Raw genomic sequence first — 14,004 nt, forward strand, 5'->3', positions numbered from 1 at the left:
GCACTGGCAGTTATTGACCTTTCCTGACACAGATTTACTTTCCGCCCGCAGTTATGGCGCATTTGGTGTAGCAATCCCCATTGCCGCAAGGACTAAAACGGCTATTTGCTTATCTATTCAGAATTATTGAATTACACCACCAACCTTTCGCCATATATATCGAACCCGTAAATTCAAAGTTATAGAAAAGTAAGGACGATTGATTTTCTATTTCAGGTTGTAGATTCTCATTACCACTTATTTCCTGATAACGGCTTAACTATGTGGCGTAATTCTCCACGGCATTACGGTGCGTTAACCATTGCGTTGCACTGGCTGATGGCGCTGACGATTTACGGTATGTTCGCGCTGGGTTTATGGATGGTCGGACTTGGCTATTACGACGGCTGGTATCACAGCGCCCCTGAGATTCACAAAGGCATCGGCATCTTACTGTTTGCTGCTCTGCTGCTGCGCCTGTGCTGGCGCGTCATATCGCCACCGCCGGCACCGCTCGCCAGTTACTCGCCGCACGTACGCCGTGCCGCCCATGCGGCGCACTGGCTGCTGTATGGCCTGCTGCTGGTGTTGCTGATCAGCGGCTATCTGATCTCTACCGCAGACGGCAAGCCGGTCTCAGTGTTTGGCTGGTTTGAGGTACCGGCACTGTTTACCGGCGCGGGTGAGCAGGCCGATGTCGCCGGTGAGGTCCATTTATGGCTGGCGTGGGCTCTGGTGCTGTTGTCTGCCCTGCACGCCCTGGCCGCGCTGAAACACCATTTTGTCGATCGCGACATGACGCTGAAACGGATGCTCGGTTACCGCATCCCCTTAACCTCTGAAAAGGAAAAGTAATATGATCAGGAAAACCCTGCTGGCGCTCAGCGCCGCTGCCCTCTTTTCGACCAGCCTGAGTGCCAGCGCGGCTGAGTATAAGTTTGATAAAGAGGGTCAGCACGCGTTTGTCCAGTTCCGCATTCAGCATCTTGGCTACAGCTGGCTGTACGGCAGCTTTAAAGATTTTGATGGCAGCTTCACCTTTGATGAAGCCAATCCCGCCGCGGACAAGGTCAATGTGACCATCAATACCAACAGCCTCGATACCAACCATGCCGAGCGCGACAAGCATTTGCGCAGCGCAGATTTCCTCAACACCGGCAAATTCCCTCAGGCCAGCTTCAGCTCGACTGAGGTTAAAAAACAGGGTACGGATTATAAGATCACCGGCAACCTGACGCTCAACGGCGTAACGAAGCCGATCACGCTGGATGCGCAGCTGATTGGGGAAGGCAAGGATCCGTGGGGCGGTTATCGCGCCGGCTTTGCCGCCAGCGGCGAAATTGTGCTGAAAGAGTTCAACATCAGCAAAGATCTCGGTCCGGCCTCGCAAAAAGCCGAGCTGATCATTTCAGTCGAAGGTGTGCGTCAGTAATCAGCAGTACAGCCTGGCGGGCAATGCGCCAGGCTGTTAAGCCGTTACTTTTTGTCCAGCGCGGGGATCGCCATGGTCATGTTGAGTAAACCGCGCGATTTATTGAACACTTTGTTGCCATTTTCACGGCCAGCGCGGCGCGCGCGCTGCTCTTCCGGCGCCAGTTTCGACTCTTCCATGCACAGCGGGCTGCAGCAGTTCTGATACTTTTCTGCACAGCTCGGGCACTGGATAAACAGAAGATGGCAGCCGTCATTAACGCAGTTGGTGTGGCTGTCGCACGGTGCACCACACTGATGGCAGCTGGAGAGAATATCGTCAGAGATACGCTCGCCCATACGCTCGTCAAACACGAAGTTTTTGCCTTTGAAGCGCACCGGTAAACCCTGCGCGCGCGCGCGGCGGGTATATTCAATGATGCCCCCTTCAATGTGGTAAACATCATCAAAACCGTTGTGTTTCATCCACGCACTGGCTTTTTCACAGCGGATGCCGCCGGTACAGTACATGACGATTTTTTTGTCTTTCTGCGCCTGCAGCATATCCACCGCCATCGGCAGCTGATCGCGGAACGTATCGGCTGGCACTTCCAGCGCGTTGTCGAAGTGGCCCACTTCGTATTCGTAGTGGTTACGCATATCCACAAACACCGCATCCGGATCGTCGAGCATGGCGTTGACTTCGGCCGCTTTAAGATAGTTACCGACGTTACTGGCGTCGAAGCTACCGTCTTCAATACCGTCAGCCACGATGCGATCGCGTACTTTCAGGCGCAGCACCCAGAACGATTTGCCGTCGTCATCCAGCGCGATGTTCATGCGCAGATTGTCCAGCGCCGGGTCAAAGGCATAGAGCATCGCCTTCATCGCCTCATAGCGACTGGCCGGCACGCTGATTTGTGCATTAATCCCTTCCTGCGCCACGTAGACGCGGCCGAACACCTTCAGCTGGGTTAAGGCAACATAGAGACGGTCGCGGAATGCCTGTGGATCGGCAATCTGGAAGTATTTATAAAAAGAGACTGTGGTACGCGGCTCGGTTTCGGCCAGCATACGTTCTTTCAGCTCTTTATTGGAAACGAGGTTGTGTAACACTGGCATGGTGAACACCTGTTAGCAATCAGAGAAATTTAGCGCGCATATGATACCTGAATTGAGCGTGATGCAAAGCCTCTGGTGCAATTCTCCTGCCATCAGCCACAATCGACGGGGTTCTGCGTTGTGCTCGCTAATATCTGCGCAGAAATGCTGTTCGTCGTGCGCTGACGCACGGATGGTTGATTTCAGTCAGAGAGAAAAAATGGCATAATCCCGGCCAATTACAGAAACCGGACTCTCTGGTACACGACGCAGGACATTGATATTTCCATGACGCAACTTCCGCAATTTACCCGCGAACTCCTTCATCCACGCTACTGGCTGACCTGGCTGGGCATCGGCTTCCTCTATGTGCTGGTGCTGTTGCCCTACCCGCTGCTGTACGTGACTGGCTGCGGGCTGGGACGCCTTGCCATGCGTTTTATGAAGCGTCGTGTTCAGGTCGCGCAACGCAATCTGGCGCTGTGCTTCCCGGATATGCCGACCAGCGAACGTGAAGCCATGGTGAAGCACAATTTCGAATCGGTGGGAATGGGGCTGATTGAAACCGGCATGGCGTGGTTCTGGCCGGACTGGCGTATTCGTAAATGGGTCAGCACCAGCGGCCTGGAGCACGTTACCGAGGCGCTGGCCCAAAAGCGCGGCATCCTGCTGATTGGCATGCACTTCCTGACGCTGGAGCTGGGCGCGCGCGTGTTTGGCATGTATAACCCGGGTATTGGCGTGTATCGCCCTAACGACAACAAGTTACTGGACTGGCTGCAAACCTGGGGACGCATGCGTTCCAATAAAAGCATGCTGGACCGCAAAGATCTGAAAGGCATGATCCGCGCCATGAAGAACAACGACATCATCTGGTATGCGCCCGATCACGACTACGGCCCGCGCAGCAGTGTATTCGCCCCGTTCTTTGCCGTTCAGGAAGCCGCGACCACCACCGGCACGCATATGCTGATTCGTCTGGCCAATCCGAGCGTGGTGCCGTTTCTGGCGCGCCGCCTGCCGCACGGCCGCGGCTACGAACTGAAAATGATGCCGGATATCCGCCACAAATTCTCACTGGAGAGTGAACTGGATACCGCTATCGTGATGAATAAAGTGGTGGAAGAGACGGTGCTGCTGGCGCCTGAGCAGTATATGTGGCTGCATCGCCGCTTTAAAACCCGGCCTGAAGGGCAGCCTTCACGCTATTAATCGGTTGCGGGGTATTATCAATGCCCCGCGTTATTAACCGCGCATTTGCCTTAATTCACGTGATTCTCTGCGCAGTGGCGCGCTAAAAAAGGCCCAGCCAGAACTGCTATGCCTTCCACACGGCGACACTTACATCAACGACACCCTTTACCCCGCATGCTGCTATCTTGCGCATTAATCACGGTTTTTCGCTGCTACGCCGACGCTTTCTCCCTCGCCCGCCGCTGCTTTTCAGTGCCTGAGTTTGTACGGCAATATGCGTAAATATGACGGGTGCGGATCTGATTTTGATGACTTCCAGGCCTTTTCCTATTTAATTTTACTCAGGCTTGCCGTCTTGTTTACTTATCTAATAAATTTTACTGATTAAACAAGTATTTGTCTGAAAGTTAACCGCCATATTCTTTTTTGATTAAAAATTCATCTTTAATATATCTTTATGGAATTGGTTAGCCCGATTGAATCCAGTTAGTTTCGACCCTGACAGTTAGTTCGTTAACTGCGCGTTTAAAAATATAAAAAGATTACACACAGCAAATATATTCAGGACACATAATATGAATAAAGGTATCTACTACTACGTGACGATCAGTACCGATCAGGAGGGTTACCATCTGCTGCATCGGAAGGAGTGTAAACGTCTGCCGGTTAAGGAGGATATGGTGTTCATCGGTACGCTCTATAATTTAAATCAGGCTTTGGCCACCGCACGAATTAATTTTAAAAAGGTGAAACCCTGTATTAAATGCTGCATCCGTTATTCTGCACCCGTGTTACGCGAGTCGGTACGACCGGTTCTGCACTTTCCGCAAAAAATGATGTAACCGGCGCGGGTGGATGACTTTTTACGCATCCACCCCGGCATTGTTCTCTCCCGCCCTGACAGCCGCCAATTTTCGTCTATTCTTCTGTGAAATCCCTTTTTGCACTGACAAGGAGTTGCAGATGAGCCTGTATAGTACGTTAGAAGAAGCCATTGAAGCCGCACGCGAAGAGTTCCTCGCCAGCCAGCCTGAACTGGAGCAGGATGACGCCAGCGTCAGCCAGTTTGCGCTGCAGAAGTACGTGATGCAGGATGGCGACATTATGTGGCAGGCGGAGTTTTTCGCTGATGAGGACGGCCAGGGCGAATGCCTGCCAATCTGCAGCGGTGAAGCGGCGCAGGCGGTGTTCGACGGTAATTTCGATGAAATTGAGCTGCGCCAGGAGTGGCAGTCGGAAAATACCCTGCACGAATGGGACGAAGGCGAATTTCAGCTGGAGCCGCCGCGCGACCTGGAAGAAGGCGAGGCAGCGGCCGAAGAGTGGGAAGACGACGACAGTCCGTCAGACAACTGGGCGTAAGTTACTCGTACGGGCCGTGCTGTGCGTCAACCGGCAGTAGCAGCGTGTCCATCACCAGCGACAGCGGCAGATCGAGAATGGTCAGCACGCGCCACGGCCCGTCACGCACATCCCACTGCACGCCCGGATAATACTGGTTGCCGTGCCCCTGTCCGGGTACGGTCCGGCTGATAATGCTGCCACAGCCCGTGAGCAGTAAAATGGCGGCGCACAGCGCAATTAACTTCAGGCAATATTTCACTGCATTTACTCACCCTGAACTGACACCCCTGATTCTGATGTGCGTCAGTGACTGTTTAAATGTGCTCAGGAACGCTGGCACGCGTCATCGCGCCATTTTAGCTGCGGGTGCAGCTAAACCGCTATGTCTTTATGCGTAAATATTGTGTGAGGCGCGTTAAGCACTTCGCTGAAGCGCAGGCATAAAAAAAGCGGCATCGCTGCCGCTTTTTCATCACCGTTAGCCTGTCAGGCGCGCTGAGGCAGCGCCTGCGGGTTAAGCGTGAGTTTCTGATAACTCTCTACCCACTGATGATATTTATCCGCACTTTCCCACAAGCGCGTGTGCACGCGCGCCAGCACCACCGGGTCGCTGATCAGCTGCAGACGCTGTTCGCGATTCAGTTTTTCCGGCGCATCGCTCAATGCCTGATCGACGCGGCGATCGCGCGCGTGATCCAGCAGTGCACTCTGCTTATGGCGCGATGTCGCCATCGCCATCGCCAGCGCGTTGAACGCCGGATTGAACAGCGCATGCATAAAGCCATGCTTCAGCGCACGTTCACGGTTCAGCTGCAGATAGTGATCGGTGTCGACCAGCTCTTTCGGCGGCTCATACTCTTCCGGGATCAGGAACAGCCTGGCACGCTTACTCTTCAGCCCGACCGTGGCGCGGCTTGACATCACCGAGACAAACGGCGACAGAATCAGCGAGAAGACGATTGGCGCCAGCCACCACAGGAAGTTGAGATCGAGCACACCCATCCCGACGGCCCAGACAATGCCCAGCAGCATCTGTGAACCGTGGCGACGGAACGCTTCGCTCCACGGCGTGGCATCATCGTCACGCTGCGGCGAGTTCCACACCACTTCCCAGCCGAGGAACGCGCTGACCACAAACACGGTGTGGAACAGCATGCGCACCGGTGCCAGCAGCACTGAGAACAGCATCTCCAGCAGCAGCGAGAGGAACAGGCGGAATGCGCCACCGTACGGTTTCGCCCCTTTAAACCAGATCAGCACCACGCTGAGCAGTTTTGGCAGGAACAGCAGCACCAGCGTGGTGGAGAACAGCGCAATCGCCAAATCCGGACGCCACTGCGGCCACACCGGGAACAGCTGACGCGGCTGCAGGAAGTAGGTCGGTTCCATCAGCGTATGCACCACCTGCAGGGCGGTCGACAACGCAAGGAACATAAACCACAGCGGTGCCGACAGGTAGGACATCACGCCGGTCAGGAACACCGCGCGGTGCACCGGGTGCATGCCTTTTACCAGGAACAGGCGGAAGTTCATCAGGTTGCCGTGGCACCAGCGACGGTCACGCTTCAGCTCGTCCAGCAGGTTCGGCGGCAGCTCTTCATAAGAACCCGGCAGATCGTAGGCGATCCACACGCCCCAGCCGGCACGACGCATCAGCGCCGCTTCCACGAAGTCATGTGACAGGATCGAACCGGCGAAGGAGCCTTCACCCGGCAGCGGCGCCAGCGCACAGTGTTCAATAAATGGCTGCACGCGAATGATGGCGTTGTGCCCCCAGTAGTGCGATTCGCCCAGCTGCCAGAAGTGCAGACCAGCGGTAAACAGCGGCCCGTAAACGCGGGTGGCGAACTGCTGACAGCGTGCATACAGCGTATCCATGCCTGACGCCTTTGGCGACGACTGGATAATACCGGCGTTCGGGTTCGCTTCCATCATGCGCACCAGACCGGTGAGACACTCACCGCTCATCACGCTGTCGGCGTCCAGCACTACCATGTAGCTGTAGTTGCTGCCCCAGCGACGGCAGAAGTCATCGATGTTGCCGCTTTTACGCTTCACGCGGCGGCGACGACGGCGATAGAAGATCTTGCCCGCCCCACCGACATCCCGCACCAGCTCCATCCACGCTTTTTGCTCGGCGATGGCGATGTCGGCATCGTAGCTGTCGCTCAGGATGTAAACGTCGAAATGCTCCGCGTTACCGGTGCGTTTCACCGACTCCCAGGTGGCGCGCAGACCGGCGAACACGCGTTCCACGTCTTCGTTACAGATTGGCATGATCAGCGCGGTGCGATGTTCCGGATTGAGCGGCTCATCCCCGGTGGTCGAGTACGAGATGCTGTACTTATCGCGACCGATCAGCAGCTGCAGGAAGCCCATCAGCGCAGTCCAGAAACCAGCCGATACCCAGCAGAACAGGATGGCAAACAGGAACAGGATGCCGGTCTGCAGAATATACGGCAGGATCAGCTCCACCGACTGCAGCCAGTTCTGGTTAAACAGCTCGACCGGATCGAGCAGCGTCCAGCCCTGATACGGCAGAATGGTTTTCATGTACCAGGTGGCGACCACGGTCTGCAGAATGGTCAGAATCAGCAGCACGTAGCGACGCATGGAACCTACGTGGCGCCATTTGTCTTCCGCTTTCTGCTCTTCCACCGTGGCATAGCGTGGGTTGCCTTTTTGCCCGCGCAGTGAATCCCAGGCGCGCGCGATCGGGTTAGTCCGCCAGGCTTCCGGGAACATCAGCGAACGCTTCACCGGCGGCATCGCCTTCAGCGTGGTGCGGTCGAGATAATCTTTACTGAGCTGCTGGCCATCGGCGAGCGAATCCGGCCACGCCATGGATACGCGCGACGAGACCGATTTCAGCGGCGCATCGTCCGGCCGTTCGCTGGCGGCGATATCCTGCCCCAGCGCGCTGTGAATGGCATGAAACGCCTGCGCATTCTGCAGCGAGGCGCTGAGCGTGGCGCGTGCTGCCGCATCAAGCGGCAGCGCCTCCACGTAAGATTGAGGTAAATAAGTCGATTTATTCATTGGCAGGTAACTGATAGCTCCAGGTTTCCGTCAATGTCTTGTCGCCGCTCACCAGCGCCGCACGCATCTCGGTCGGCTGCTTGTTGTCTTTCACGCGCAGACGCAGCACCAGACGCCAGCCTTTGGTGACCGGGTTGTAGCGTACGCTCTGCTCGACCACGTCGGCGTTGTTACCGACGCTGACCTGCGGCGCCACCTGGGTGTTTTCCGGTAGCTTGCTCATCGCTTTACCGACAAAGTCCACGGTAAAGGCGATGGAACCATCCGGCTGACGCACCAGGTTAGACTGCTTCACATCGCCCGCAGAACGCAGCGTGTCTTTCACCCAGGCCACATCGTCCTGATGCAGCTGGTTTTCATCACGCGTAAAGTGCAGACGATATTTGAAGTTCATCTCTTTGCCTGGCTCTGGCAGGCTCTCCGGCGTCCAGAAGGCCACGATGTTATCGTTGGTTTCATCTGCCGTCGGGATCTCCACCAGCTCTACGCGGCCTTTGCCCCAGTCGCCCTGCGGCTCAACCCAGCCGCTTGGACGCAGATCATAGCGGTCGTCCAGGTCCTGGTAATGGCTGAAGTCACGGCCACGCTGCAGCAGACCGAAGCCTTTCGGGTTTTCGATGGTAAAGGTGCTGACCGCCAGGTGTTTCGGGTTATTGAGCGGACGCCAGATCCACTCGCCATTTCCGGCGTGAATCGACAGGCCATTTGAATCATGCAGTTCCTGACGGAAGTTGCTGACCGGCGACGGCTGGTTAGCGCCAAACAGGAACATACTGGTGAGTGGGGCTACGCCGAGTTTGCCGACGTTGTCACGCAGATACACTTTAGACTGCACGTCCACGGTGGACTCTTTGCCCGGCTGGATCACAAAGCGATAGGCACCGGCGGCGCGCGGAGAATCCAGCAGCGCATAAATCACCAGCTGTTTATCCTGCGGCTTCGGCCGCTCGATCCAGAACTCTTTAAAGCGCGGGAACTCCTCACCGGAAGGCAGCGCGGTATCAATCGCCAGTCCACGCGCCGACAGGCCATACACCTGGCCTTCGCCAATCACGCGGAAATAGCTGGCACCCAGGAAGCTGGTAATCTCATCGTCTTTACCCTTTTTATTTAAAGGATACAGCACTTTGAAACCGGCAAAACCGAGGTTTTTCACCGCATCGGCATCGTGTTTCACGTTGCCGAAATTGAAGTAGTCAGGGTTATATTTGATTTCACGTACCGAAGACGCGGTGACTTCATTGATTTTCACCGGCGTGTCGAAATACATGCCCTGATGATAGAACTCGAGCTTAAACGGCGTGCGCAGTTTGCCCCAGTATGCTTTGTCGTGGTTAAACTGGATCTGCTGATAGTCAGCAAACTTCATTTCACGAAACTGAGAGGGTAAATTGCTTTTTGGCGCTTCAAAACCTTTCCCTGCCAGCGCCTTAGCTTGCTTTGCCACATCATCAATGTTGAACGCCCAGCTATTGTTGGCGTACAACGCCAGCAGAACTGCTGCGCCTACCCAGCGCATCTTCACCAGCCCGCCATTATTCTTCACTTTAGTCAGCACATCCCCCCCTTTCGTGTGCTTAGATCAAACCCATTTATCTTAAAGGATTATTCGGTTTTCCGACAGCTTATGTAAAAGATTGTTCCCCTGATTCGTAAGCCGAAAGTGTACTTTTCGGATAATTAAACCCGGAAGATTAAGAAACAGATTCACCTGATAGTATACGCTGTTTACAGCCGGTAGAATTTCGTCCGGCATAATCCGGTTTCAGGGTGAAACCGGCAAGTAAACTGACAAACCGGAAGCTTATGAGTTCAGCCAAACCCGAACGTGAATATTTCCTCGACTCGATTCGAGCGTATTTAATGCTGCTGGGCGTGCCTTTCCACGTCTCGCTGATTTACTCGACCCAACGCTGGTCGGTTAACAGCCAGGACGCCTCACTGTGGCTGACGGTGCTGAATGATTTTATTCACGCCTTCCGCATGCAGGTGTTCTTTGTTATTTCAGGTTATTTCTCGTATATGCTCTATCTGCGCTATCAGCCCAACCGCTGGCTGAAGGTGCGGCTGGAGCGCGTCGGCATTCCGCTGTTAACCGCGGTGCCGCTCATTACCCTGCCGCAGTTTTTTATGCTGAAAAATCTCACCAGCAAAGTCGGCGACTGGGCAAACTTCTCGCTGTATGACAAGTACAACGCGCTGATGTGGGATCTGATTTCGCACCTGTGGTTTTTACTGGTACTGGTGATTCTCACCGCGTTTGGCATGCTGAGCTTCCGCTGGCTGCGCGATCAGCAGCGCCGCATCGATTATCAGCAGGTTGGCTGGGGCAAGCTGACGCTGGCCCTGCTGGCCTATGCGCTGGTGTGGTGCGCCTTCCGCCGGCTGATTTTTCACGTTGCTCCCGCGCTGTTAATGGATGGCCTGTTCAGCATTGCGGTAATGCAGTCGCTGTTCTTCCTGCCGTTCTTTATGCTGGGTGCACTGAGCTGGAAACATCAGGCGCTGAAAGCGCTGTTTGTGCGTTTTAATCCGGTGATGTGCTTTGGTGCCATTGCGGTGTTTGTCGCATACAGCCTGAATCAGCGCTACAGCAGCGGTGAAGGCTGGCTGTACGAGCTTGATGCCATCATTTCTACGCTGATGGGCTTGTGTATGCTGAACGTCTGCTTCAGCTTCGGCCACAAGCTGCTGAACAGTCACTCGCCGCGCATCATGTATCTGGTGAACGCTTCGCTGTTTATTTATCTGGTGCACCATCCGCTGACCATCCTGTACGGCATCTACGTTACGCCACACATCAGCAGTAATACGCTGGGCTTCTTTGTCGGCCTGCTGATGGTGTTTGGCGTTGCCTTTGCCCTGTACGAGATTCATCTGCGTATCCCGCTGCTGCGCTTTTTGTTCTCCGGCAAGCCGCAGCGCAAACCAGAGACCTCCGCGCAGACGTAACGGCGTACTTATCTGCCGGGCTGCGCGCGGTGCAGCCCGGCTATAGCAGCCACTCTACCGGCAGACGCCATACCAGCCGCACCAGCAAACGCTGCAACAGCGTGCACTGCGGCTCGTGCTTATGCACCACTTCCCGCGCTTCGCCGCTGTACTCCACCCAGTTAACGCGGCCCCACTTATCCAGTCGCAGTGCCCAGGCGCGGTCGCGCATGCCGCTGCTGAAGCGCTGATGGGTCTGCTGCGCCAGCGCTTCGCTCTCAATCACCAGCCCCATCTCCGTGTTCAGCACCGCCGAACGCGGATCGAAATTAAACGAGCCAATAAACACTTTGCGGTTATCGACGGTGAAAGTCTTGGCGTGCAGGCTGGAGCCGGAATTCCCGGTCAGACCGCGATCGTGCGGGGCATCCGCGGCATTGGCCTGCGGCTTCAGTTCATAGAGCGCAATGCCGTGACGCAGCAGCTTCTTGCGCCAGCGCGCATAGCCGGCGTGAACCACGGTGACATCATTGGCGGCCAGCGAGTTGGTTAAGATGGCGATCTTAACGCCCCGCCGCTTCAGCGCCAGCAGCTGTGCCACCCCGGCCCGGGTCGGGACAAAATAGGCCGAAATAATATCGAACTGCTGCTGCGGCGTGCCGATCACCTCCAGCATGCGCTGCGGCAGCAAAGAGGAGCGCTTCGCTTTGCCCAGCCCTTTGCGCGGATCGTCACTTAGCAGCCGTGTGTGTGCCCAGGTCATGCTCAGCGAGCCCTGCTCCAGCTGGCTGACAAACGAGGATTTCTCCAGCCGCGCCAGATAGCGCTGCACCGCCTCGCTCTGCTGCCACTCCGGCGGTAAACGCACCGCTTCATGCGGCGGTGCGCCGGTGTCCACGACGCTGCGCAACGGCGATACCGCTTTGCTGTGCCAATAGCGGGCGAAATCTTCCGCCACTTCATCTACCGCCGGTCCCAGCGCCAGCACGTCGAGATCGGTAAACAGCGGCTCATTGCCGGTGCCAAAATATTCGTCGCCGATGTTACGGCCACCCACCAGCGTTACCGCGCCGTCCACGGTCAGGCTTTTGTTGTGCATCCGGCGGTTCAGGCGGGCGAAGTCGGTCAGATAGCCCAGCGCGCGCAGGGTTCGAAACGAGAAGGGATTAAACAGCCGCACGGCGATATTCGGATGCCGATCGAGTTCGGCCAGCGTTTCATCCAGCCCGGGCGTATTGTTGTCATCCAGCAGCAGGCGCACCTGCACGCCGCGCTCCGCCGCATCCAGCAGCGCGCTAAACAGCAGGCGCCCGGACATGTCGTTGTGCCAGATATAATACTGGACGTCGATGGTGTGCTGCGCCATGCCCATCAGCAGATAGCGTGCCGCAAACGCATCCAGCCCATCGTTCAGCGGATGAATGCCGCTCAGTCCCGGATGACGGGCACATTGCTGTTGCGCATGTTCTCTCAGCCCGTCGCCCGGCCGTTCGCGTGAGGAACGCAGTGCCGCTTCGCTCATACTCAATCCCTGCTTACCCTGAAGCTGTTATTGTTGGTATCACCGCACGTAAAGGCAATCAGAGCCGTCTACTTCTGCGTCGGGTGCGGCGTTAATTTAGTCTAGACTTAGCCAGGCGTTCTGCATCCGGCGTTCTTCGTGAGGAGAAGATCATGACTCAGCTATCCCCGCGCCATCAGCCCCGGCTATTTCGCAGCTTTTTTCAGGGCAGCTTCCCCTGCTCTACCGCCTGCCGCAGCGGCGGGCGACGACTGGATATGGTCATCAGCAGCGGCCACGACATGCTGCTGGAGAAAGATTACGCCGCGCTGGCGCAGGAAGGATTGCGCACCGCGCGCGACGGCGCCCGCTGGCACCTGATTGAGGCTACGCCAGGTGAATACGACTGGCGCACCTTTCTGCCGATGATTCACGCGGCGGCGCGCCATGATTTACAAATCATCTGGGAGCTGGCGCACTTTGGCTACCCCGATCATCTCGATATCTGGAAGCCGGCGTTTGTGGAGCACTTTGGCCGCTTCGCGCGCGCCATGGCTGAGCTGATGCGGGATGAGGGCGTGGAGCAGCCGTTCTTTACGCCTATCAATCAGATATCCTTCTGGTCCTGGGCCGGCGCCGATGTCTCGTGGCTCGATCCCTATGCCAGCGCACGCGGTCGCGAACTGAAACGTCAGCTGGTGCGCGCCTCGCTGACGGCCATGCACGCCATTCGCGACGTCTATCCGGACGCCCGCTTCGTGCTGACCGACCCGCTGGTGCAGATCGCCGCCGATCCGCATAACCCCGACAGCAAACCTTATGCCGACAGCCAGCATCAGGCGCAGTTTGAAGCCTGGGACTGGCTGGCAGGACGCGATGCGCCGGAGCTGGGTGGTCAGCCCGATTTTCTCGACATCCTGGGGCTGAACTATTATCCCGACAACCACTGGTTCTTCTCCGGCGACACCATTCCGCCCGACCATCCGCAGCGTCAGCCGCTGCACCGGCTGCTGATGCAGTGCTGGCAGCGTTATCAGCGCCCGCTGCTGCTGGCGGAAACCGGCGCGGAAGGCGACGCGCGCGCGCCCTGGCTGCGGCATGTCAGTGATGAAGCACGGCTGGCCTTAGCGCAGGGCGTGGCGCTGGAAGGCATTTCGCTCTATCCGGTGGTGGAGTATCCGGCGTGGGCCGACGATCGGCGCTCGCCTGGCGCGCTGTTTGGTCTGGGCGATCCCAATGGCAATCGCACCCTGCACGAAGCGCTGGCGCTGGAGTTACGCAGTCAGCAGATTAAATGGCGCACCCACGATTAAGAGTGCTGCACCGGGCTGGCGGTTTTAGGCGGGCAGGTTTGTACATCCAGTGACGGATCGGCTGGATGGCGCACGTCCGTCAGCCAGGTCATGGTGAAAAGGAACACTACGCCGATCAGGCAGGCGGAAAGCAGTCCAATGATGGCGATCAGTTTGTCATCCCGGGATTCCATCGGCATCTCCTTGCGGGCG

The 14,004-nt window shown here is 56.6% G+C and carries 13 protein-coding genes; 7 read left to right on the forward strand and 6 right to left on the reverse strand.

All coding sequences use genetic code 11. From position 1 onward, the window contains the following. Nucleotides 1-261: 261 nt before the first annotated feature. Together ABVR31_RS11705 and ABVR31_RS11710 are read left to right on the forward strand one after the other, a co-directional pair. Nucleotides 262-834, forward strand: a complete 573-nt coding sequence (locus ABVR31_RS11705) for a cytochrome b (protein WP_127833911.1) — start codon at nt 262-264, stop codon at nt 832-834. 1 nt (nt 835) lies between these two features. After that, a complete protein-coding gene (locus ABVR31_RS11710; protein WP_288422658.1) occupies nt 836-1,411 on the forward strand; it encodes a YceI family protein in 576 nt (191 codons plus the stop codon). A gap of 44 nt (nt 1,412-1,455) precedes the next feature. Here the strand turns inward: ABVR31_RS11710 and ABVR31_RS11715 are convergent, their stop codons facing one another. After that, nucleotides 1,456-2,511 carry a rhodanese-related sulfurtransferase gene (locus ABVR31_RS11715; protein WP_372772828.1) on the reverse strand — a complete coding sequence of 352 codons (1,056 nt, stop codon included), beginning with the start codon at nt 2,509-2,511 and terminating at the stop codon, nt 1,456-1,458. 267 nt (nt 2,512-2,778) lie between these two features. Here ABVR31_RS11715 and ABVR31_RS11720 point away from each other — a divergent pair, with 267 nt between their 5' ends. From ABVR31_RS11720 to ABVR31_RS11730, 3 genes are all read left to right on the forward strand, one after another. After that, nucleotides 2,779-3,702 carry a Kdo(2)-lipid IV(A) acyltransferase gene (locus ABVR31_RS11720; protein WP_021506441.1) on the forward strand — a complete coding sequence of 308 codons (924 nt, stop codon included), beginning with the start codon at nt 2,779-2,781 and terminating at the stop codon, nt 3,700-3,702. 557 nt (nt 3,703-4,259) lie between these two features. Then, a complete protein-coding gene (locus tag ABVR31_RS11725) occupies nt 4,260-4,526 on the forward strand; it encodes a hypothetical protein (RefSeq protein WP_021506442.1) in 267 nt (88 codons plus the stop codon). 121 nt (nt 4,527-4,647) lie between these two features. Beyond that, complete coding sequence (locus ABVR31_RS11730; RefSeq protein WP_021506443.1) at nt 4,648-5,046, forward strand: MysB family protein; 399 nt, start codon at nt 4,648-4,650, stop codon at nt 5,044-5,046. A gap of 1 nt (nt 5,047) precedes the next feature. Here the strand turns inward: ABVR31_RS11730 and ABVR31_RS11735 are convergent, their stop codons facing one another. From ABVR31_RS11735 to ABVR31_RS11745, 3 genes are all read right to left on the reverse strand, one after another. Then, entirely contained in the window at nt 5,048-5,287 is a 240-nt protein-coding gene (locus ABVR31_RS11735) for a YceK/YidQ family lipoprotein (RefSeq protein ID WP_021506444.1), read from the reverse strand. A 227-nt stretch (nt 5,288-5,514) separates the two neighbouring features. Beyond that, nucleotides 5,515-8,067, reverse strand: a complete 2,553-nt coding sequence (gene mdoH, locus ABVR31_RS11740; RefSeq protein ID WP_372772831.1) for a glucans biosynthesis glucosyltransferase MdoH — start codon at nt 8,065-8,067, stop codon at nt 5,515-5,517. Continuing rightward, the gene (locus tag ABVR31_RS11745; RefSeq protein ID WP_182688977.1) at nt 8,060-9,595 is read right to left on the reverse strand and encodes a glucan biosynthesis protein G; all 1,536 of its coding nucleotides are present in this window, start codon (nt 9,593-9,595) and stop codon (nt 8,060-8,062) included. Before ABVR31_RS11745 ends, mdoH begins: the two co-directional genes overlap by 8 nt. 278 nt (nt 9,596-9,873) lie before the next feature. Between ABVR31_RS11745 and mdoC the strand changes: the two genes are divergently transcribed. Continuing rightward, nucleotides 9,874-11,019, forward strand: a complete 1,146-nt coding sequence (mdoC, locus tag ABVR31_RS11750) for a glucans biosynthesis protein MdoC (RefSeq protein WP_372772833.1) — start codon at nt 9,874-9,876, stop codon at nt 11,017-11,019. Nucleotides 11,020-11,059: 40 nt separating this feature from the next. On the opposite strand, the gene ABVR31_RS11755 is transcribed toward mdoC, so the two are convergent. Beyond that, nucleotides 11,060-12,520 carry a phosphatidylserine/phosphatidylglycerophosphate/cardiolipin synthase family protein gene (locus ABVR31_RS11755; RefSeq protein WP_021506448.1) on the reverse strand — a complete coding sequence of 487 codons (1,461 nt, stop codon included), beginning with the start codon at nt 12,518-12,520 and terminating at the stop codon, nt 11,060-11,062. Nucleotides 12,521-12,672: 152 nt separating this feature from the next. On the opposite strand from ABVR31_RS11755, the gene ABVR31_RS11760 reads away from it, so the two are divergent. Beyond that, on the forward strand, nt 12,673-13,812 hold the full coding sequence (locus ABVR31_RS11760; RefSeq protein WP_372772835.1) for a beta-glucosidase: 1,140 nt from the start codon (nt 12,673-12,675) through the stop codon (nt 13,810-13,812). On the opposite strand, the gene ABVR31_RS11765 is transcribed toward ABVR31_RS11760, so the two are convergent. Continuing rightward, nucleotides 13,809-13,985: a hypothetical protein gene (locus ABVR31_RS11765; protein WP_021506450.1), complete on the reverse strand. Its 177-nt coding sequence runs from the start codon at nt 13,983-13,985 to the stop codon at nt 13,809-13,811. The two genes, ABVR31_RS11760 and ABVR31_RS11765, sit on opposite strands and share 4 nt — an antisense overlap. Nucleotides 13,986-14,004 lie beyond the last annotated feature (19 nt).

The organism is Pantoea sp. WEP (assembly GCF_041678305.1).
Classification (GTDB): domain Bacteria; phylum Pseudomonadota; class Gammaproteobacteria; order Enterobacterales; family Enterobacteriaceae; genus Pantoea; species Pantoea dispersa.

Coding starts and splice junctions, on each gene's coding strand:
- ABVR31_RS11705 (WP_127833911.1), top strand. CDS start 262: ATGTGGCGTAATTCTCCACGGCATTACGGTGCGTTAACCATTGCGTTG.
- ABVR31_RS11710 (WP_288422658.1), top strand. CDS start 836: ATGATCAGGAAAACCCTGCTGGCGCTCAGCGCCGCTGCCCTCTTTTCG.
- ABVR31_RS11715 (WP_372772828.1), bottom strand. CDS start 2,511: ATGCCAGTGTTACACAACCTCGTTTCCAATAAAGAGCTGAAAGAACGT.
- ABVR31_RS11720 (WP_021506441.1), top strand. CDS start 2,779: ATGACGCAACTTCCGCAATTTACCCGCGAACTCCTTCATCCACGCTAC.
- ABVR31_RS11725 (WP_021506442.1), top strand. CDS start 4,260: ATGAATAAAGGTATCTACTACTACGTGACGATCAGTACCGATCAGGAG.
- ABVR31_RS11730 (WP_021506443.1), top strand. CDS start 4,648: ATGAGCCTGTATAGTACGTTAGAAGAAGCCATTGAAGCCGCACGCGAA.
- mdoH (WP_372772831.1), bottom strand. CDS start 8,067: ATGAATAAATCGACTTATTTACCTCAATCTTACGTGGAGGCGCTGCCG.
- mdoC (WP_372772833.1), top strand. CDS start 9,874: ATGAGTTCAGCCAAACCCGAACGTGAATATTTCCTCGACTCGATTCGA.
- ABVR31_RS11755 (WP_021506448.1), bottom strand. CDS start 12,520: ATGAGCGAAGCGGCACTGCGTTCCTCACGCGAACGGCCGGGCGACGGG.
- ABVR31_RS11760 (WP_372772835.1), top strand. CDS start 12,673: ATGACTCAGCTATCCCCGCGCCATCAGCCCCGGCTATTTCGCAGCTTT.
- ABVR31_RS11765 (WP_021506450.1), bottom strand. CDS start 13,985: ATGGAATCCCGGGATGACAAACTGATCGCCATCATTGGACTGCTTTCC.